Annotated in this window: 9 protein-coding genes and 4 pseudogenes; 6 read left to right on the top strand and 7 right to left on the bottom strand. The window is 68.7% G+C overall.

Annotated elements, in window-relative coordinates; genetic code table 11:
• Window position 1 precedes the first annotated feature (1 nt).
• Window positions 2–748, bottom strand: a complete 747-nt coding sequence (locus OYE22_RS30410) for a helix-turn-helix transcriptional regulator (RefSeq protein ID WP_277323395.1) — start codon at window positions 746–748, stop codon at window positions 2–4.
• 246 nt (window positions 749–994) lie between these two features.
• On the opposite strand from OYE22_RS30410, the gene OYE22_RS30405 reads away from it, so the two are divergent.
• The 4 genes and pseudogenes from OYE22_RS30405 (at window position 995) to OYE22_RS30390 (ending at window position 3,261) form a co-directional block, all read left to right on the top strand.
• Window positions 995–1,246, top strand: coding sequence for a hypothetical protein (locus OYE22_RS30405; RefSeq protein WP_277323394.1), 252 nt, complete (start codon window positions 995–997; stop codon window positions 1,244–1,246).
• A complete protein-coding gene (locus tag OYE22_RS30400; RefSeq protein ID WP_277323393.1) occupies window positions 1,234–1,479 on the top strand; it encodes a hypothetical protein in 246 nt (81 codons plus the stop codon). The genes OYE22_RS30405 and OYE22_RS30400 overlap by 13 nt, the downstream gene beginning before the upstream one ends.
• A 7-nt stretch (window positions 1,480–1,486) precedes the next feature.
• Window positions 1,487–2,452: pseudogene (locus OYE22_RS30395) on the top strand (site-specific integrase); the annotation flags it as partial.
• Between the two features lie 122 nt (window positions 2,453–2,574).
• Window positions 2,575–3,261: a hypothetical protein gene (locus OYE22_RS30390; RefSeq protein ID WP_277323392.1), complete on the top strand. Its 687-nt coding sequence runs from the start codon at window positions 2,575–2,577 to the stop codon at window positions 3,259–3,261.
• A gap of 60 nt (window positions 3,262–3,321) precedes the next feature.
• On the opposite strand, the gene OYE22_RS30385 is transcribed toward OYE22_RS30390, so the two are convergent.
• The 6 genes and pseudogenes from OYE22_RS30385 to OYE22_RS30360 all read right to left on the bottom strand — a co-directional run.
• Window positions 3,322–3,585: a DddA-like double-stranded DNA deaminase toxin gene (locus tag OYE22_RS30385; RefSeq protein ID WP_277324396.1), complete on the bottom strand. Its 264-nt coding sequence runs from the start codon at window positions 3,583–3,585 to the stop codon at window positions 3,322–3,324.
• Between the two features lie 246 nt (window positions 3,586–3,831).
• A pseudogene (locus OYE22_RS30380) lies at window positions 3,832–4,014 on the bottom strand (DNA mismatch repair protein MutT); the annotation flags it as partial.
• A pseudogene (locus OYE22_RS30375) lies at window positions 4,011–4,478 on the bottom strand (XRE family transcriptional regulator); the annotation flags it as partial. The pseudogenes OYE22_RS30380 and OYE22_RS30375, both read right to left, overlap by 4 nt.
• Window positions 4,479–4,594: 116 nt before the next feature.
• On the bottom strand, window positions 4,595–5,269 hold the full coding sequence (locus tag OYE22_RS30370) for a hypothetical protein (RefSeq protein ID WP_277323391.1): 675 nt from the start codon (window positions 5,267–5,269) through the stop codon (window positions 4,595–4,597).
• Window positions 5,270–5,520: 251 nt separating this feature from the next.
• The gene (locus OYE22_RS30365) at window positions 5,521–8,016 is read right to left on the bottom strand and encodes a polymorphic toxin-type HINT domain-containing protein (protein WP_277323390.1); all 2,496 of its coding nucleotides are present in this window, start codon (window positions 8,014–8,016) and stop codon (window positions 5,521–5,523) included.
• Window positions 8,017–8,142: 126 nt separating this feature from the next.
• Window positions 8,143–8,223 (bottom strand): annotated as a pseudogene (locus OYE22_RS30360) (hypothetical protein); the annotation flags it as partial.
• Between the two features lie 2,363 nt (window positions 8,224–10,586).
• Here OYE22_RS30360 and OYE22_RS30350 point away from each other — a divergent pair.
• On the top strand, window positions 10,587–11,711 hold the full coding sequence (locus OYE22_RS30350) for a BTAD domain-containing putative transcriptional regulator (RefSeq protein WP_348652283.1): 1,125 nt from the start codon (window positions 10,587–10,589) through the stop codon (window positions 11,709–11,711).
• Between the two features lie 470 nt (window positions 11,712–12,181).
• A complete protein-coding gene (locus OYE22_RS30345) occupies window positions 12,182–20,218 on the top strand; it encodes a type I polyketide synthase (protein ID WP_277323389.1) in 8,037 nt (2,678 codons plus the stop codon).
• The last annotated feature ends 25 nt before the right edge of the window (window positions 20,219–20,243 follow it).

The raw sequence follows: 20,243 nt of genomic DNA, 5'->3' as shown, positions 1-20,243 counted from the left end.
GTCAGTCTTCCTCTCGTACGGAGGTCGCCGTCGCCCACACCGCGTCGAAGCTCTCGGCATAGGTGTCGAACATGCCGTCTGTCTCGTGTCGGCGAAGATGCCATACGGGGGCTGCGTAGGCGTTGACGCCCCAGACGTGTGCGTTGACGAGTTGCTGGTCGTCGGCGCGGTAGAGGGAGTTGTAGAGCGTGGTTTCGTGGGTGCGGACTTCGATGCCGGGGGTGTCGGCGAGCGGCTTGTAGTGCATGAGGGCGAGGCGGCAGCGGGATTCGATGCCGTGGCCGAACCGCTCCTCCTGGCCGCGGGCTTGGACGTTGTCGCTGTCGGCCTCCCCGATCGCGATGCGGACGGTGCAGCCTTCGGCGGCGCGTTCGGTGAGGAGTTCGTTCAGCCGCGGGTACGCCTCGTGGAGGAAGACGGCCGCGTACACGAGGATGTCGATCCGCTCCCGGGCCTGGGCCATCAGGGCGGTGAACGCCGAGACAGGGAGGTCGGCCCGCTGCTCGTAGAGCGCCACCAACTCAGGGCTGATGGCGCGGGCGGGGCGGGCCTGGCGGAGCGCCGGCCAGAGTGCGTGCACGTCTTCTCCCAGGGCCTTGGCCGCCTGGAGGGCGGTGGCACGACGTGGGACACGCCCGAGGTTCACCCAGCGCTCGATCGACTTGGGGTCGACCTCGACCTGCTGGGCGAGTGCGGCGTACGTCCAGCCTCCCGCCGCCATGACGGCTCGTAGTCTCTCGTTCGGCATGAGTCTCCCCCTTCGTCTCAGGACGGCACCAGGGACGTTCTACACGGTGCGGGACGTCCCGGAGTGGGGTTTGGTGGAGGTTCCTTCGTCCCGGTGACCGGCGTGAGGATCGGTGCCGACCCTGCGGCACCGACAGGCCCAGGGGCCCGCATCAACGCCGCCGAGGAGCGTCACCGTGCGAGTGAGCGCCACCCCATGTGTTCCCGCCCTGCGACTGGACGCCCGGTCGCGCGCCGCCTCGCCGGGGTGGTCACGATGACGGTCCCCACCCCTGATGTCGACGGGCACACCGTCTCGCCCGATGCCGGCGCCCTGGTGGTCGACCGGCGGAGCGGCAAGGTGGGCGTGGTGATGGGGCATGTGGGGCCGTACGTGCAGCTTCGGCCGCCGCGCGGTGGCCGGGAGTGGGATGTGCCGCCCGAGGACGTACGTTCGCCGACTCCGACGGAGGAGTTGAGCGCGAAGGTGGCCGTGGCCAACCGGAGGTGGGGACGGTGACCCCTCGCTCGGTCCTGCGCTACGAGACCTGGACGCTCCAGCCCGACCGCGAGCCGGACGCGGAGCCGGCCCTGTACGCGATGCGGTGCGCCGTGGACGGCGAGACCTCACCGACGAGCGAGGACTTCGCCGAACCACAGGACTGGGTCCTGCGGCACAGCGGCCAGAACCCGTCCCACCACACCTACCGGGAGATCATCACCCGCCCCTGGCGGACCTGGCGCCAGACGTGACCCGCGCCTCGGACGGAAGAAGGTCGCAAAGCTCACCGCCAAAGACGTCCGCACCTGGCTCAACCAGCTCCGCACCACCTGCCAGTGCTGCACTCGCCGCCTCGACGCCGGCCGAGATAAGCCCCGCTGCTGCGCCGCCGGAAACTGCTGTTCCAAGCGGCTCTCGCCCCTGACCCTGGCCTACGTCCACTCCGTCCTCAAGTCCGCCCTGGAGCACGCGGTACGAGAGGAGGAGATCCCGCGCAACGTCGCCCGCAACGTCCGCATCGGCACACCCCGGCCCCGACGCTTCGAACCCCTCACCGCCGGAGAAGCCCGGCAGTTGCTCGCCGCCGCCCAGGGCCACCGGCTGCACGCGCTGTTCGAACTCGCCCTCTACACCGGACTCCGCAAGGGCGAGCTCCTTGGCCTGCGCTGGGAGGACCTCGACCTCGACGCGGGCACCGCCGCCATTCGCCGCACCCTGCAGCGAACCGCCGCAGGCGGGCTCACCACGCTGCCCACCAAGACGCGGGCCTCCGAGCGCCGCATCGCCCTCCCCACCCGCTGCGTCCAGTCGTTGAAGCTCCACCACGAACAGCAGAAGCGCGAGCGTGAGGCCGCGGGCACCACATGGCAGCACGACGGGCACGTGTTCACCACAGCGCAGGGTCGACCGATCGACCCGACCAACCTCACCCGCGCCTTCATCACGCTCCTCCACAAGGCCGGCCTCCGCCGCATTCGCTTCCACGACCTCCGCCACTCGACCGCCACCCTGCTCCTGGAACAGGGCGTCGAACTCGTCGTGATCAAGGAACTCCTCGGCCACGCCCACATCGGCGGCACCGCCACCGTCTACGCCCACGTCCGACTCCGCCTCCAGCGCGACGCCATCAACACCCTCAGCACCGCACTCGGCAGCCCGGAGACCGCCGAGACGGCAAGCGGCGACGGCGACGAACCGCCGCCCTGCGCCGCCCTCGTCCGCTGACGTTGCCGTCAACTACTGCCGTCATGGCCCACGGGAGCCCCACCTACGGGGCTCTCGTTTTGCTTTAGCGATTTACAGGTCAACTCACGTCGACACCCGGCATGTAGCGCATAATGTCTCACATGAACTCTCTCGCCCCCACGGACAACCCGGGCCTGCTGCGATTTCTGCGGAGGTGGTACGGCGCCCCACAATCACCCAATGTGAGACTGGGAGAATCACCTGAAGCGCCCAGGGAGCTTGTCGAGTGGCATGAAATCTCTGCCCAGTGGGGCGGGGAGATCACCTCGCACAACTACGCCATCCCCCTTTCGGAACTCGCGGTGGAAGACGGAAAGATTCCGTTCTGGGTTGAGAACCAAGGAACTTGGGTCTGGGCATTCGACCCGGCCAGTGAAGATCGCTCTGTATACGAGCGAGAGCCGTCCGACGAACCGACCCCATGGCGACGGACTGACGAGCAGCTCTCAGATTTCTTGATTCATGCCACGATCCTAGAGGCAATCCTGGGGGCTCCTGCGACGAAAGTAGCGCAAGGAGTCCCGGCAGATTGGCTCTGGTCTCGGGAAGGAAGTCATGAGCTCCCCTTCCCTGCGTGGAACTGGCCAGCCAACGATTCGCGCATCCTCTTCGGCGAGAGCTGGCTGGCGCTCGTCCACCCGAGCGATGATCCCGACGAAGGTCATGACGTCACCCTGGCGGCGAGGGCGCCAGGCGATCTCTCCTGGGCGGAGAATATGCCAGGAGTCAAGTGGCGCTCATACTCCGGCGCTCAGGACCACACAACCGATGAACCACTGCCCTGGTAGACAGGGAAACACGAATCGGCGGCCGATCCACTTGGATGGGCCGCCGATTCCTTTCCTAACTCAGTCAGGAAGTCCCGTGAATTTTTCAGTCCTACGCGGTGAGATCACCCACAGCTGAGCACCTTTGGGCAGCATGTCAGGCAATGTACTTCTGCATGTTCCGCAGGCCCCCGTCGGGTAGTCGATGTAGAGCACGGCCTTTCTGACACCCGGGTTCATACGCAAGAACGCTGCTGCGTGAGTCTCCACGTGCTCCCCGTTGGCCTTCGTACGACCTGGGAGGTTCTTGAGGAGTCCAGACTGACCGCCTGGACCACTGATCATCGGCAGCTGATCGCCCCCGACATCAAGAATTCCCACAGTGCGCCGCGGGTAGTCCTTCTGCAAATCCTTCAGGGACGGGCCGCAGTTGCTGTTGTGAACAAGGACCGGAGTTCGCCCCGCCAGCACATAGTACGTGTGCTACGCGAAGCCTTCGACCTGCTTTCTCGAAGGTCGAGCGCGGTTTGCTAATCCGGCGAAGCGCGTGGTTGTGCGGGGTTGTTGCCGTCGCTACTGCCGTCAGACGGTTCAGCCCAGGTAGGGGCTTTCACGGTGTTCCAGGAAGTGCTGGAGCCTAAGCCGTTGGGTGTGGTGCATCGGCAAGTGTTCGATCTCTTCCGGCGGTACGAACCGAAGGTCGGAGGACTCGTCGGAGATCTCCAACCGGCCGCCGGTGATGCGGGCGGTGAAGCAGACATTGAACTGCCGACGAGTTGCTGGTCGTCGGCGCGGTAGAGGGAGTTGTAGAGCGTGGTTTCGTGGGTGCGGACTTCGATGCCGGGGGTGTCGGCGAGCGGCTTGTAGTGCATGAGGGCGAGGCGGCAGCGGGATTCGATGCCGTGGCCGAACCGCTCCTCCTGGCCGCGGGCTTGGACGTTGTCGCTGTCGGCCTCCCCGATCGCGATGCGGACGGTGCAGCCTTCGGCGGCGCGTTCGGTGAGGAGTTCGTTCAGCCGCGGGTACGCCTCGTGGAGGAAGACGGCCGCGTACACGAGGATGTCGATCCGCTCCCGGGCCTGGGTCAAGAGGTCGGTGAACGCCGAGACAGGGATGTCGGCCCGCTGCTGGTAGAGCGCGACCAGTTCGGGGCTCATGGCGCGGGCGGGGCGGGCCTGGCGGAGTGTCGGCCAGAGTGCGTGCACGTCTTCTCCCAGGGCTTTGGCCGCCTGAAGGGCTCCGGGGCCGGCCCGATGTCAGCGTTGCCGTCAAGATGCTGATGGGCCTCTTCCGATCTTCGGAAGAGGCCCATCTCTATTTACTCTGCGGAAGACCCTTACTGGCCAGGATTTCCTCAGTAAGAAACGCGGGAGAACTGGAATCCAGCACGCCAGGACGTATCCCCGGACAAGAATTTCCGAAAGGCGTCAATAACTCTTGGGAGCTCTCCAACTACGGCCCGGAAGTGCTTATCCTCGGCACCTTCTTTGAACTCCAGGGCATAAGCCCCAGCGGGCACTCCCGCAGCAACACCAAACCCCACTTGAATGAACCAGTCTGACCGGGTTTCAAGGATGGCATACCAGTCTTCCGGTGAAAGTTCACCCAACGCCTGGATCACGTCGCCTTGACTTGGACCATCGATGATGGACCCGTCGGCAAGTTCCAGCGTAGCCGAGCTTGCACCTTTCGGGACATAAACCTTCCCGGACTGCGGATCGTAGCAAGTTACCCCACTCCTACTGGCTAGCCCTAGCAGGTACTCGGAAGTTTCCGACTGCTGCGAATGCGAGATTGAGGCGATCAGGCATTCGCTAGTCCGGTACAGGGGTGCCGCCCACGGGGGAGATTCGAAGTTCTCCTCCGTCAAGTCCGGAAAACGACTGGTCAGCTCAGCGTAGAACGCCTCCAACGCGGGGTGCTCATCCGCGATTCCAACGCCACCCTCAATCATGGCTCCGTACTTTCGGGCCGCTTCGGCGGGGGAAATGGACTCCTCCTCCCACCAAAATCCAAGATCAAAGCTCATGAGATCACTCCTGAAGGGGGAACACCCTGCCGACGCTGTCGGGGGCAGCCTACAGAGACAGGCTGCCCCCGACCAATCAGCGAGGAACCCAAGCGTTGAAGGCCCCCTCCAGGGTGATACCTCCGCCAGTTGTGACGGAGTTCCCCGGCGTATTGAGCCAGTCGTCAAATCTTCTCTGCGGAGGGGTCAGGGGTGAAGATCCCCCCTTTGTCTCCACTCCGAGCCAGCGCCCGTCGATCTGAACCGCTCCGTCATATTTCCGCAGCGGAAAACCGGGGAACCCGCGCATGAACCTGACCTCGGATGATTGGAGCGCCATTCAATTCGAGCTGATCCATGACGGTTCGCTCATCGAGCGAACCGTCCGTTCCCGGTTCTCCATTCCGTTTGGCGAATTTCCCGTCAGGCGTGCGCGGCGCCTTCCCTGGCGGGCAGTTGGAGTTGTGGACAAGGACCGGCGTCTCGCCCGCCAGCACATAGTACGTGTGCACATCCGCCACGGTCAGGTTGTGGGTGCGCTGCCGTTTCTCGTAGTGGCGGGTGGCCTGGACCTGGACGGTGTCACCCTTTGGGGTGCGCAGGGTCATGCCGGGCTTCAGGTCGCCCGCATCGATCCACGCCTTCTGGCTGGGGCTCCAGAAGGGGTGGTGGTCGGTGGCGATGAGGGAGGTCGTAGCGCCGGCCGCAGCGACCGTCAGGTCGGTGAAGTGCTTGTCATCCTCGGTGACGATCGCGGCGACGACCTCACGGGTGGTCGTCTGGCCCGTCCGCGGGTCGGTGACCGTGACCCGGTCGCCGGTCCGGACGTCCTCGATCTCCTTGCGGGTGCCGTTGGCCAGCAATACGCCCGTGCCCGGGAGGAAGCTGTTGGTCTCGCACGCTTCTCTGCCGCGTGACGGCGCTCGTTCCTTGGACTTCGGTGCCTTCTTGAAGAACTTGAGCGGCTTGAGGAGCTTGCCCCAGGGCAGGTCGGTCGCCGCCCACGCGCACCCTTCCGCGTCGGCGCGGGAGCACTTCTTCCACTGCTCGACGTCCGGCAGCACCAGGCTCTTGACGAAGTTGAAGAGGTTGAACCCCTTCAGGGCCCCGTCGGTCTTCACCTCGGGCGCAACGGGGTAACTGTGACTGGAACGGCTGCCGCCACCGCGACCACCGCCGCCCTTTCCGCAGCCATAGCTCGCGCCCATGGCGTAGTAGCAGGTACCACCGCCCCCGGAACTGGCGGTGCGTACGTATCCGCCGCCGCGCGGGGCTTGGCCTCCTCCAGCAAAGCTCGACCAGGACCTTCTGACGATGCGCTCCGAATCTCGACGCAGATCCTTGCCCATGCGGACAAAGGAATCCCTCACGTCGCTGATCCACGACAGACCGGTGGGGTCCGAGAAGGTGAGGGGACTGTTGTTGCCGTAGATGTAGCCGTGCATCTGCTGGGGGTCGTTCAAGTCCATCAGCGGGTCGACGGAGATGAAGCGCCCCGTGGCGGGGTCGTACTCGCGGGCGCCCAGGTGCGTCAGGCCCGTGCTCGTGTCGATGGTCCCGCCCACGAACCCCTTCGTGCCCGGCCAGGAGACGGGTTCGGTGCCGCGTAGCGCCCCGAAGGGCGTGGTGCGTCGCTGGGTGAGTTCGAACGTGGGGCCGTCGATCGCGAGTTGGCCGGTGCCGTGGTGGTCCGCGACGGTGAGGGAGATCGTGTCGTCGTCTTCGCGTACGGCCTGGTGCCCACCACCGAGGTCGAGATAGCGCGTGGCCTTGGCAGAGTTGGCTCCCTTGGCGACGGTGATCTCGGTGTGACCGAGGTGGAGCGTGGTCTGTGACGGAGTACGGCTGATGAGCCGGTTACCGTCAGCGTCGTAGAGGTAGCTCGTGACCTCGTCCGTGCCGTCCGGGCCGGGCTCCGTGGCGGTGGCGAGGTGGCCCTCCGCGTCCCAGGTGAGCGTTTGGGTGTCGCCGCCCAGGGTGCGCGTGCGGGTGTTGCCGACCTCGTCGTATCCGCAGGTGTCCCTGGCGGTACCGGTGGGCGACTGGGTGTCGACCTGCGTGAGGGTGTGTGGCCGCGGGCTGCCTGGTGCCGGGTAGGTATAGGTCCGCTTGGTGTTCCTGGCCGGGTCACCCGCGGGATCGTGCTGGGTTTCCGTGCGACGGTTTCCCGACACGTCGTAGGTGTAGGAGAGCCAGTAGGGGGCCGGGCCGCCGATGCCGTCGGCCGGGGGCGTGGCCTGGCAACTCTTCGCCGGTTCGGTCCACGCCTCGGTCAGGCGTCGCAGGTAGTCGTAGGTGAAGCACTGGGTGTCGGTGCCGGAGCGGGAGGTGTCGGATACGGAGGTGACATTGCCGATCTGGTCGTAACGGTAGGTGGCGTGCTGGTCCACTCCGGGGACGTCCTGGCGGTCCACCCGACTGGTGGCCAGGCGTTGGGTGCCCCACTCGTAGGTGTTGGTCACCCAGGTCTTCTTGTCACCGGTGCTCGCGCCGCCCAGCTCGTACTGCAGGGGCTTGCCGGTCAGGCTGTAGCTGGTGGTCGCCGTCATGCCCCGGCCGTCGAAGACCTTGTTGGGGCGCAGCGTGCCGTCTTCGTCGTCGTAGCTCGCGCCACCCCCCGGCAGGGCGCCCGCCGCCGAGTAGCTGATGCCCGCCGTGAGGCCGTTGGCGTGATAGGCGGTCCCCGTCTGATGGGTGCCGGCCAGAGCGCCTTCCTTTTCGGGGATGACGATGGAGGTCTTCATCGGTTGGTAGAGCTGGTCACGCATGGTGACCTTGCTGGTGTAGGCCGCGCCGTCGACGTAGCGCGTGGACTCGGCGAGGTGTCCCTTGGCGCCGCTCAGGGTGTCGTAGACCCATGTGGCGCGGAGCTTCCCGGCCCGGTCGCCCTCGCGGACACCGGTGCGGCGACCCAGTCCGTCGTAGTCGTAGACGAGGGTCGTGTCGCGGGCGTCGGTGGTGGAGGTGAGCTGGCCGCGATCGTCGTAGGTATGGGTGGTGACGGTTGGCCGCGGCCTGCGCCGACTTCACGACCAGGAGCTGGGAGAAACCGTCGGCCTGCGCGGAGAGTCGCAGATCCACCTCCGGCAACACGTTGGGGTACGTGGCCGTCGCCCCGTCCAACACCGGGGTGAGCAGCGGAGTGGGCCAGGAGAGAGACAGCTCCCGACCCGACCGACACAGCCGCACCATGGGGGTGTCGCCGCCGCCCGAGAACGCCATGTCCAGCGTCGCGGCCTGCGGCGCGACCATGCCTGCGCCGGTTCTCGACAGTTCGGTGTCGATCGGGCGCCAGGTGCCGCCGGAACGGGCCCGAACGGGGCGCAGGTACTCACGCGCCTCCAAATAGCCGTCCGGCGTGGCGAAGACATCGCGACTCTCGCCGCGTAGCGCGGTGACTTCGACGTTCTTCCCGGAGCGCCCTGCTTCTGTCAGTGCCTCGTCCTCGGTTAGCGGGCCGCTTCTGTCCGGGACCGCGAGGGCAGGCCACTCAAGCACCGCCGGCGCAAGCGCCGGGCTACGGCGAAAGAACGAGCCCGTGCCGGGCCTGACTGCGGCCGGAGCACCGTGACGTCCTCCCCGAGCGGGATGACGCGCAGGCGTGGGTAGTGGCCACAACGTCGTCAGGCGGGGCGGGTTCGTGGCGTACGTGACGTCCTTCGGGATGGCGCCGAAGCCGCCTATCGGTTGGCGGCTTGGCCGGATCGCCACTCCCGTGGCGCGCGGATCGCGGTTCTTCGACCCCCCTCGCCCCGGCCGTACGGAAGTCGCCCCTCGCGCGAGGCGATTCGCGGGAAGGCGGCCCTTCCTGACGCCCCGCGAACTCGACGCGCGGCTCCGGCCGTTCTCGTGTTGCGCACATGGTCAGGCTTGAAGGTAAGCGTCGGGGCCGGCACGCGGCTCTGTGCGGCGACGGGTTCAGGCAATGCGGGCCGCGGGGGCGCGGCAGGGTTTTGGCTACTGGCGACAACAGCAAGCTTGGCCGCATCCGCCCGTCCTGTCGCTTCGGCCCCGAAAAGTACCGTGGCTGCTCAGGCTCGGCGACCAAGCGCCCTTTTACCTCGGAGTGACACCCGAGCACGGTCCACGAGATTTCGAGCGGCGTCCGATGCCGAAACGGGGATTGCGCCGGTGGAGGTACGCACAAGCGATACCGTTGCCGCTTCGTCGGGTCACATAAAGCACAGGCGGAGGGCAATTGCCTCCTTGTCTACGCGAATTGGGTCACCCGTACGGCAACGGGGCCGCATTACCTCCACGCGGGTTCGCCGGCCAACCCGCAACCCTGTGGAATGCCGAGCCTCGTACATCGCCTCACCCACCAGGCCACCAGCAACTCGCTCACCAACCGACACAACGGCCGCCAGGCCGCACCGGCCGGCGTCGCGATCCTGCCTCTCTCCCCGCCGCCAGCGCACGACGAAGTACCGGCGCGACAGACCGATCGACCACGACGTGAAAGCCTCGCCGCGATCAACGAAAGAGGCGAGGCGTCGACGCGGTGGAGGCGAAGCGTACGTCTCCCCCCGGCCAGACCCACACGTGGCAATAAGCGAGGGCGGGGGCGGGGGGATTCCGGCCGTACGATCGGCTCACTCGCCGGCGAGCCTCCGTTCGGGTCCGCCCTCATCCGCACGTCGGAATGCCCCCGCGGCTCACGCGTTTGCCTCTTCCCCGCTTTTCCGTACCGGAACAGCGGAGCATTCCGCGCTGGAAACTCTCGTGGGCAGCGAGAGGAAAGCAGCGGGGAAAGCAGCCATCCCGTCCACTTCGCGTTCCCCCGGAAAAGCGTTTCGCTCCGCCCTCCGCCACACGAGCGGAATGTTCACGGGGGATGGAAACGCCCAAGCCACGCACTATGCCAAGCGCACTTCCCAGGTGTCGTGAAAGCACACCGCGCCACGCGAGGCCTTACCGCAGGCGTCAGAACCCTCCAGGAAACCCGCCCTCCCGACACCGGACGCTCCGCCCTCAAGCCTGACCGCAGGCGGCACGGCGGGCTACTCACCAGCCCCTGCCCGCGGTACAGACCAGGCACTCGGGGACATCCGAGGCGCGGGGGCCCGGCGTGACCCAGCCCGAGCGCCGCGCCCCGGCCCTCGGGGTACGGGCCCGCGAAGGCCGCGAGGAGTAGGCGTTTTTGCGCCAAGCTGGAGGCGCCCCGCCCCGCCAGCGCGTTACTCCCGAGTAAACGCGTGAGGCGTTACCGGCGGGATGCCCGACGCCGTGGCGAAACAGTTCCCCGAACGTGGTTCGGTGCGGCGCCGGGGAGCCTCAGATCCAACAAATAAACAATTCTTCTGCACATCGATGTTTGATCGCGCAAACGCCGTTCACCATGCCTGACGGTGGCCCCCGTCCCGCTCCCCGCCACCTGGCCGAGCCGGTGAAACAGCAGGTCAGCGAGGTGGGAGAGCATGTGCGTCGGACGGCCGCCGACAGTCAGCGCGTCGCGCCATATCAGCAGATGAGCGGCAACTCCAGACCTTCACTTTCACGCCCCCGTCAGTACGCTGGCAGCCATTGGGGAAGAACACGTGACCAGACGTTCCAGACGTTACAGCGTTGCTGTCTGCGCGTCGCGTTACCAGGTTCCTATGGACTACATTCGGGGGTCTTTTCGACCGTGGATTATCCAGTGCATTTCCACGTCCTTGGTCCGGTCGGAGTAAGTGTTCACGACAGTCCGGTAAACCTCGGCTCGGCCCGTCAGCGAGCCGTACTCTCCGCCCTGCTTCTCACGCCGGGCCACCCGATGACGGCGGAACAGCTCACCGAGGCCGTCTGGCCGCGCAGGGCGCCCAGTGCGGCCATGACGAACCTGCACAGCTATGTGTCCAACCTGCGGCGGACGTTGGAACCGCACCGACCACCCCGCAGCCGGGACAACGTCCTACGACGCGAGGCGACGGGCTACGTCCTCGCGGCCGACCCGCAGAGCATCGACGCGGTGCGCTTCGAGCAGTTGATGCGGGAGGGCCGGCGGCTGCTGGCGGTCGGTGCGCCGCAGCAGGCGTGTCGCACGCTGGAACGGGCCTTGGCCCTGCGGCGTGGGTGCGCCCATCCGGAGGTCAGCGACTACTCGCTCGGGGCGCAAGTGGCCGCCCGGTACGAGGAATTGTGGTTGCTCGCCCTGGAGGGTTACTGGGAGGCACGGTTGGCGGAGCCTGGTGACATCTCGGTGATAGCGGCCGAACTGTCGACCCTGAGCACCCGGTTCCCGACCCGCGAACGCTTCCACCTTTTACTGATGAGCGCGCTGTGCAGCGCTGGCCGCCGTGCCGAGGCGATCGACACGTACCATCGCGCGCGCCGGGTGTTGGCCGACGAGTACGGCATCGACCCCGGCGACGAGTTGCAGCGGCTGTTCCGACGGGTGTTGTGTGGCGAGCCGACGTCCGAACGGCGTAGCTCCAGTCTCACTTCCCGAACATCGGACGTCTCCGTGTTCCCGGCTCCGTAAGCCCTCCGCTTCCCACGCGGCCGTCCCCCACGCGGGCCGCGAACGACGCTGGCCCGTCCCGGCCGACCCGCCTCCCGGCAGGTCCTCGGGGCGGGCCAGCGTCGTTCGCGCCGGACGGGCCCAAGATCGCTCCAAGTTGGTTCCAAGGTCACTCCAAGAGCGCCGTGGCAAGGTGTCATTCAGCGCTTGGGAGCGACCCGGGGAGCCCCGGGCTCGCCGTCGACACCCACGCGCCAGGCGAGTGATCGCCGCAGGCGACGGGGGTGGACGTGCGACGGGGCACGGCCCGGAAATCGGGATTCTGACAAGGACTCAGAGCTCCTCCCAGTGGTCACGGCTGGCGCCGACGCCGTTTGACCTGTCAGGTGACAGGCCGGCCCCGCCACCGGCTCCGCCACGGAATCCACTGCTCAGGAACCAGCACCTTGCCCGGTGCGCCGGATGGGTGAGACGAGTCGATGAGGAAGCCCGTGCCCCAGAGAAGCCGTCAAGTCGATCCCGTCGTCATCGTCGGACTCGCCACCCACCAGAGTGTCGGGGGGCCGCTCGCCCTGGACGACGACCGCGCGTTCTTCGGCCTCCCGGCGACGGCCGAGCTGACCGCCGACCGGTCGCTGGCCCTGCGGCTCGCGTGGGCCGCTCTGGAGGACGGCGGGATCGTGCCCGGGGCGCTCTCCGGTGACCGGACCGGGGTGTTCCTCGCCGCGGCCGGGGACGGGCTCGCGGAGTTCGTTGCCCGCGCGCTCCACCTGGGCGGCTTCCACGCCACGGTGGTCTCGGCCGACTCGGGCGCCTGGGACCGTCACACCATCCGTACGGCCGTCGCGCACGCCACCGACCGGTTGCGGCGCGGCGACATCGATCGGGCCCTCGTCGGCGCTATCCCGCCTGACGCCGCCGGGGCGGGTGGTCTCGCCGTGGTGCTCAAGCAGCGCTCGCGGGCGATCCGGGACGGGGACCGGGCGTACGGTGTCCTGCTCGCCGATGACACGGCCGGGGACGCCTCCACGGGGGGCAGGACCCAGGGCGCTGTGGGGACCGGGGACCTCACCGGGGTCGGGGCAGCGCGCACCCCGCCAACCGAGCCTCCCGCCGGGGTCGGCGCGCGGGGCGCCGTGGAGGAGGCGCTCGCCCTGGTCGGCGCGCTCCCGGCACCCACCTGGCCCCAGCCGGCCGCCGCCCCGGTGGGCCCGGGCGGCGTCACGCTTCGGACCGCGCCGCTGGTCCCGCTCGTTCTCTCCGGGCACAGCGACGCGGCTCTACGGGCCAGCGCCAGGGCCCTGCACCATCTGGTCGACAGCTCCCCCGCACTCGATCTCGCTGACCTCGGCCTGTCGCTGGTCAGCACCCGGACCGTCCTCGCGCGGCGCGCCGTCGTCCTGGCCGCCAGCCGCACCGACGCTCTGCGCGGGTTGTGTGCGGTGGCCGACGGAACCTTCGACGCCACGGTGGTCAGCACCACCGCCCACGGCAGTGGCGAGCAGGTGGAGGGCGGGGCGGACCGGCGCCCGGTCTTCGTCTTCCCCGGGCAGGGCCCCCAGTGGCAGCGGATGGCCCTGGACCTGCTGGAATCCTCCGAGGTCTTCCGCCGGCACCTGCGCGCCTGCGCGGACGCGCTGGAACCGCACGTCCCCTGGGACCTGCACGAGGTGCTGCGCGAGGCGCCCGGCGCCCCCGCGATGCGCGCCGTCGACGTCGTCCAGCCCGTGCTGTTCGCCGTCATGGTCGCGCTCGCCGAACTGTGGCGCGCCTGTGGCGTGGAACCGGCCGCGGTGGTGGGGGCTAGCCTGGGCGAGATCGCCGCGGCCCATGTCGCCGGGGCGCTCACGTTGGAGGAAGCCGCCCAGGTAGTCGCGGTGTGGAGCCAGGCGCAGGCCGGGGCGACCGGTGACGGCGATCTGGCCTCCGCCCTGGCGCCCCGCGAGGAGATCGAGCGACGGCTGGCCCGGTGGGGTGGCGACCGGCTGCATTTCGCGGGCTCCAACGGCCCCCGCTCGGTCCTGTTCAGCGGCGACCGCGAGGCCGTGACCGAACTGCTGGCCGAGCTGGTCGCCGACGGCGTACGCGCCAAGCGGCTCAGCAACGACCTCCCGGCGCACTCCCCCACGCTGCGCCTCGACGGTGAACTGCTGCTCGGCGGTCTGGCCGGGCTCACCCCGCGCACGTCGGCGGCGCCCTTCTACTCCTCCCTGACCGGGGGCGGCCACGACACCGCCGGCCTTGACGGCCCGTACTGGCAGCGCAACATCACCCGGGAGATCCGGTTCGAGCAGGCCACCCGGGCTCTGCTGGCCGCCGGGCACCGGACGTTCGTGGAGGTCAGCCCGCACCCGGTGCTGCTCGCCGGGGTCCAGGAGACGCTGGAGGGCGAGGGGCTGAGCGCGCACGCCACCGTGGTGGGCTCCCTGCGTCGACACCAGCCTGGCGTGCCCACCTTCCTGCGCTCCCTGGCGGAGCTGCACGTACGCGGGGTCACGGTGGACTGGAGCGCCGTGTTCCAGGGCTCGGGCGCCCGGCGGCTGAGGCTGCCCACGTACCCGTTCGGAGCGGACGCGGCGGACGCGGCTGACGGCCCGACCACGGTCGATGACGGCGGACCCGCCGACCGGCTCCGGCGGATGCTGGCCGCACGACCGGCCGACGGACAGCGCGCATGGCTGACTGAGTTGATGTTCTCCCAGGTCAGCGCGGTGCGTGGGGGTTCTGCCTCGGACGTCAACGACGCCCGACGGTCGTTCAGGGAACTCGGGCTCGACTCGGCCGGCGCCATCGAGGTACGCAACCGACTGGTGGCGGCGACGGGGCTGTCGTTGCCGATGACCCTGCTGTTCGACCACTCGACGGTCGAGGCCGCCGTTGCGTACCTGCACGGCGCACTGCTGCGTCCGGGGGCCGAGGAGTCCGAGGCCGTTGACGTCCACACCACCCCGGTCGCGGCTGACGCCGCCGAGCCGATCGCCATCGTCGCGATGAGCTGCCGGTTCCCCGGCGGTATCAGCACACCGGAGGACCTGTGGCGACTGGTCACCGACGGTACGGACGCCATCTCCCCGTTCCCCGTGAACCGAGGGTGGGACGCGGCGGCCCTGCACGACCCCGACCCGGACCAACCCGGCACGACGTACGTCAGCGAAGGCGGCTTCCTGCACGACGCCGACCAGTTCGACGCGGGCTTCTTCGGCATCGGACCGCGCGAGGCACTGGCCATGGACCCGCAACAGCGGCTTCTCCTGGAGGCGGCCTGGGAGGCGCTCGAACGTGCCGGCATCGATCCGACGACACTGCGCGGCAGCCCGAGCGGGGTGTTCATCGGCGCGATGACACAGGACTACGGCGAGCGGATGCACCTGGCATCCGAGGAGGTCAAGGGCCATGTGCTGACCGGCAGTACCGTCAGCGTCATCTCCGGGCGGCTGTCGTACGTGTTCGGCCTTGAGGGCCCGGCGATCACCGTGGACACCGCGTGCTCCTCCTCACTGGTCGCCCTGCACCTGGCCACCCAGTCGCTGCGTCGCGGCGAGACCACCATGGCCCTGGCCGGCGGAGCCACCGTCATGGCCGCGCCCGGCATGTTCATCGAGTTCAGCCGACAACGCGGCCTCTCCCCCGACGGCCGCTGCAAGGCATTCGCCGCCTCGGCCAACGGCACCGGGTGGAGCGAAGGCGTCGGCCTCCTGGTACTGGAACGCCTCTCCGATGCCCGACGCAACAACCACCCTGTGCTCGCCGTACTACGCGGCTCGGCCACCAACCAGGACGGCGCCTCCAACGGACTCACCGCACCCAGCGGCCCGGCCCAACAACGGGTCATTCGGCAGGCGCTGGCCGATGCGCGACTGGCCGCACACGAGGTGGACGCGGTGGAGGCGCACGGTACGGGCACCACGCTCGGTGACCCGATCGAGGCCCAGGCCCTGCTCGCCACCTACGGCCAGAACCGCCCCGACGACCGACCCCTGTGGCTGGGCTCGGTCAAGTCCAACATCGGCCACACCCAGGCCGCAGCCGGCGTCGGCGGCGTCATCAAGATGGTCCAAGCCATACACCACGGCATACTGCCCCGCACGCTGCACGTGGACGAGCCCACACCCCACGTCGACTGGGACTCCGGCGCCGTACGCCTGCTCACCGAACAGCAGCAATGGCCCGAGACAGACCGGCCACGCCGAGCGGCCGTCTCCTCCTTCGGCATCAGCGGCACCAACGCCCACGTCATCCTGGAACAAGCCCCGGAAGTCGAAGCTCTTCCGGAGGACAGGGACGCACCGGTGGAGACGGGTGTCGTGCCCATCGTCCTCTCCGCCCGTGACTCCGCTGCCCTACGTGCCCAGGCGGCGCGGCTCGCCGCGTATGTCAAAGCGCATCCGGAGACTGACCCGCGAGCCATCGCCCACACCCTGCTCACCGGCCGAGCCACCCTCGAACACCGCGCCGTCCTCCTCACCCACGACCGCGACCACCTCCTCGACGCGCTTCACGCCCTCGCGAACGATGAGGAGCACCCGAGCGTGGTGACGGGGCAGGGAAACCACAGCCAACCCGTGTTCGTCTTCCCCGGTCAGGGCTCGCAGTGGACGGGCATGGCCACCGACCTCCTGAACACCTCCGAGGTCTTTCGACAGTCGATAGCCGAGTGCGAGAACGCCCTCGCGCCGTACGTCGACTGGTCCCTGACCGACGTACTCACCAACGGCCAACCCATCGAACGCGTGGACATCGTCCAACCCGCGCTGTTCGCCGTCATGGTCTCGTTGGCCCGAGTGTGGCAGTCGCTGGGCGTCCAACCCACCGCCGTCATCGGCCACTCGCAAGGGGAGATTCCCGCGGCCGTCATCGCGGGTGCCTTGACCCTTGAGGACGGCGCCCGTGTCACCGCCCTCCGCAGCCAAGCCATTCACACCACCCTCACCGGCCACGGCACCATGGCCTCCCTCACCCTCACACCTCAAGCAACCAAACAACTCCCCGGTGCATGGGGGCGAGAGCTCCACATCGCCGCACACAACGGACCCCACACCACCGTCATCGCCGGCAACAGCGCAGCAGTCGAAGACCTGCTCCAACACTGCGAAGAACATGGCATCCACGCCCGACGGATCAACGTCGACTACGCCTCCCACAGCCCCCACGTCGAAACCATCCGCGACCACCTGCTCACACAACTCGCCGACATAAAGCCCACCGCCAGCGACATCCCGTTCTACTCCACCACCACCGGCGAAGCCCTCGACACCACCCAACTCACCGCCCACTACTGGTACACCAACCTCCGCCAACCCGTACTTCTCACCCACGCCACCACCACCGCCCTGACCAACGGACACACCACCTACATCGAAATCAGCCCCCACCCCATCCTCACCACCCCACTCCACGACATCACCGACGAACACGACCAACCCGTCACCATCACCGCAACCCTCCGCCGCGACCACGGCACCTGGACCCAACTCCTCACCCACGCCGCCCACCTCCACACCCACAACACACCCATCAACTGGACCACCCTCATCCCCAACCCAACCCACCACCACCTCGACCTCCCCACCTACCCCTTCCAACGCCAGCATTACTGGCTCCCTGCTTCCTCACCCAGTCGCCACCTAGGCGATGACTCAACTGGTCACCCGTTCCTGCTCACCCGTACCACCCTCGCCACCAGCCAAGAAACCCTCTACACCGGCCACATCTCCACCCACACCCACCCCTGGCTCACCGACCACGCACTCTGGAACACCCCACTCCTCCCCGGCACCGCACTCCTCGAACTCGCCCTCCACACCGCACACCACACCGGGCTCCACCACCTCGAAGAACTCACCCTCCATACCCCACTCACCCTCACCCACCACCAACCACACCAACTCCAAATCCACATCGGCACCCCCAACACCACCGGACAACACCCCCTCACCATCCACACCCGACCACAAGGCACGGATGAAAGCGCGTGGGTGCAACACGCGGTGGGAGTCGTGTCAGCGAAGGGGCGAGCGCCGCAGGACGGGGCGCGGCCGGGGCAAGGGGTTGCACTCGTCGAGGCTGAGGGGGTCTACGAACGTCTCGCCGAGGTCGGTTTTGACTACGGGCCCGCGTTCCAGGGGTTACGGCGGGAAGGGCGGGCGGGCGATGACATTATCGCGGAGGTCGAGCTGCCCGAGGCACAACAGGCCGACGCTGACCGCTTTGACCTGCATCCCGCCTTGTTGGACGCGGCCCTGCACGCGACGCTGTTGGAAGGCACGGACCGGGTGCGGGTGCCGTTCAGCTTCAGCGGGGTGACCCTGCACGCCACCGGCGCCACCGACCTGCGCGTGCGACTGACGCCGACCGGGATCGACACGGTCTCGCTGCTGGCGACAGACGCCGGGGGCCAGCAGGTCGTGTCCATCGACGCGCTGACGTTGCGTGAGGTGTCCGCGGAGCAGTTCCGGGCCATGGCCAGTGGGCTGAACAACCCGCTGTACCAGGTGGAGTGGGTCCCGGCGGAGTCGGCGGAGTTGGCTGAGCCGTCACCGGTGGGCAGCGGGCGGTTGCCCGTGCTCGTGGGCCCCGCGACATTGCTCCCCGACCTCGCGGACGGGGCCCCGGCGTGTGTCGCGAGCGATCTCGGGGCGCTGATCGCCGACGTCACCGCGGGCGGTCCGGTGCCGGACACGGTCCTGATGCCCTGCCTGCCTGGGGATGGAGAGCCCGGCCCGGACGACCTGGCGGAGGCCGCGCACGTGGCCGCGCGCGATGTGGTGGAGCTGGTGCGGACCTGGCTGGCTGAGGAGCGGTTCGCGACCTCGCGGCTGGTGCTGCTCACGCGTGCGGCGGTGGCCGTACACGACGAGGACGACCTGAGGGACCTGGCGCGGGCGCCGTTGTGGGGCCTGATCAGGGCAGCCAGCTCGGAGCACCCCGGCCGGCTGGCGCTGGCTGACCTGGATGACGATCCCGACTCGTACCGCGTGCTGCTGCGCGCGCTCGCGACGGGGGCGATCGACGAGCCGCAGCTCGCGGCACGTGCGGGTCGGTTGTACGCCCCACGGTTGGCGAGGGTGGCGCACTCCGCCGGGGAGGGTGTGAGCCCGTTCGACGGCACGGGCACGGTGTTGGTCACCGGAGGCACCGGTCTGCTCGGCGGCATGCTGGCCCGCCATCTGGTCGCCGAGTACGGCGTTCGCAGTCTGTTGTTGCTCAGCCGTCGTGGCCTTGAGGCCGAGGGGGCGGAGGGGTTGCGCGCGGAGTTGGTGGAGCGGGGCGCGCGGGTGGCGGTGGTCGCGTGCGACGCGGCGGACCGTTCGGCGCTCGCGGCGGCCCTGGAGGCCGTGCCCGCCGAGTTCCCGCTGACCGGTGTGGTGCACACGGCCGGGGTGCTCGACGACGGTGTGATCGCCTCGCTGACACCCGAGCGTCTCGCGGCGGTGTTGCGGCCCAAGGTCGACGCGGCGTGGAATCTGCATGAGCTGACGCGCCCGTACGACCTGCGGGCCTTCGTGCTCTACTCGTCGGCGGCCGGCACGCTCGGTCAGGCGGGACAGGCGAGTTACGCGGCGGGCAACGCGTTCCTGGACGCCCTGGCGTGGCACCGCCGCGCGACCGGGCTGCCCGGCCTCGCGCTGGCCTGGGGGCTGTGGGCCGAAGCTGGCGGGATGACCGGCCATCTCGGCGAGGCGGACCTGCGGCGGTTGCGTCGCACGGGGCTGGCTCCCATGGCGTCCGAACAGGGGCTCGCGCTGTTCGACATGGCCGTGCGTGCCGATGCGGACGCGCGGGCCACGACCGGCCCGACGGGCTCCGGCGGGTCGGCCGCCGGGCGGGCCGCGTTGGTCCCCGCGGTCCTGGACTTCGCCACCCTACGCGCCCAGCCGGAAGTGCCCGCGCTGTTGCGGCGGTTGGTCCGTGCCGCGTCCCCGGCTCCGCTGCGGGCGGCGGCCGGCAGGTCGCGGGCGGTGACGGTCGAGCGTCGGTTCGCGGAGTTGGCGCCCGATGAGCGTCGCCAGGCACTGGTTGACCTGGTACGGCGCCAGGTGGCGACGGTCCTGGGGCACCCGACGGTGGATTCGATCGACCCCGGGCGCGGCTTCCTGGACCTCGGCGTCGACTCGCTCACCGCGCTCGACCTCCGTAACCGGCTCGGTACCGAGGTGGGGCGGCAGTTGCCCGCCACCCTCATCTTCAACCACCCCACCCCCCTCGCCATGGGGCGCTACCTGGCGGCCGAACTCTTCCCCGGCGATGACGCCGCCGAGTCCGGTGCCGACGGGCTCGGCCCGGCCACGGCCGGTGGTCAGCCGGACGAGGCGGAGTTCCGCCGGGCGCTGGCGACGATTCCGCTGGCCCGGTTCCAGGAGGCCGGCCTCGTACGGACCCTGCTGGATCTCGCCGAGGCCGGGCGTGAGCACGGCGAGCACGGCGAGCAGGGCGAGCACGCCGCGGAACCCGTGGCGGAGCGGCAGGGCACCGCGCTCGATGCGATGGACCTGGACGACCTGGTTCGGGTGGCCCTCGGTGACAACTAATCCTTCAGTCCATGAGGTTCGGAGT

It is taken from the genome of Streptomyces sp. 71268, from assembly GCF_029392895.1.
Lineage (GTDB): Bacteria > Actinomycetota > Actinomycetes > Streptomycetales > Streptomycetaceae > Streptomyces.
This window is presented reverse-complemented; position numbering and strand designations above follow the sequence as displayed.

What these genes read in the sequence shown, in the direction of transcription:
- OYE22_RS30410 (WP_277323395.1), bottom strand. Translation starts at nt 748, where the DNA reads ATGCCGAACGAGAGACTACGAGCCGTCATGGCGGCGGGAGGCTGGACG.
- OYE22_RS30390 (WP_277323392.1), top strand. Translation starts at nt 2,575, where the DNA reads ATGAACTCTCTCGCCCCCACGGACAACCCGGGCCTGCTGCGATTTCTG.
- OYE22_RS30385 (WP_277324396.1), bottom strand. Translation starts at nt 3,585, where the DNA reads ATGATCAGTGGTCCAGGCGGTCAGTCTGGACTCCTCAAGAACCTCCCA.
- OYE22_RS30370 (WP_277323391.1), bottom strand. Translation starts at nt 5,269, where the DNA reads ATGAGCTTTGATCTTGGATTTTGGTGGGAGGAGGAGTCCATTTCCCCC.
- OYE22_RS30365 (WP_277323390.1), bottom strand. Translation starts at nt 8,016, where the DNA reads ATGCGTGACCAGCTCTACCAACCGATGAAGACCTCCATCGTCATCCCC.
- OYE22_RS30350 (WP_348652283.1), top strand. Translation starts at nt 10,587, where the DNA reads ATGCCTGACGGTGGCCCCCGTCCCGCTCCCCGCCACCTGGCCGAGCCG.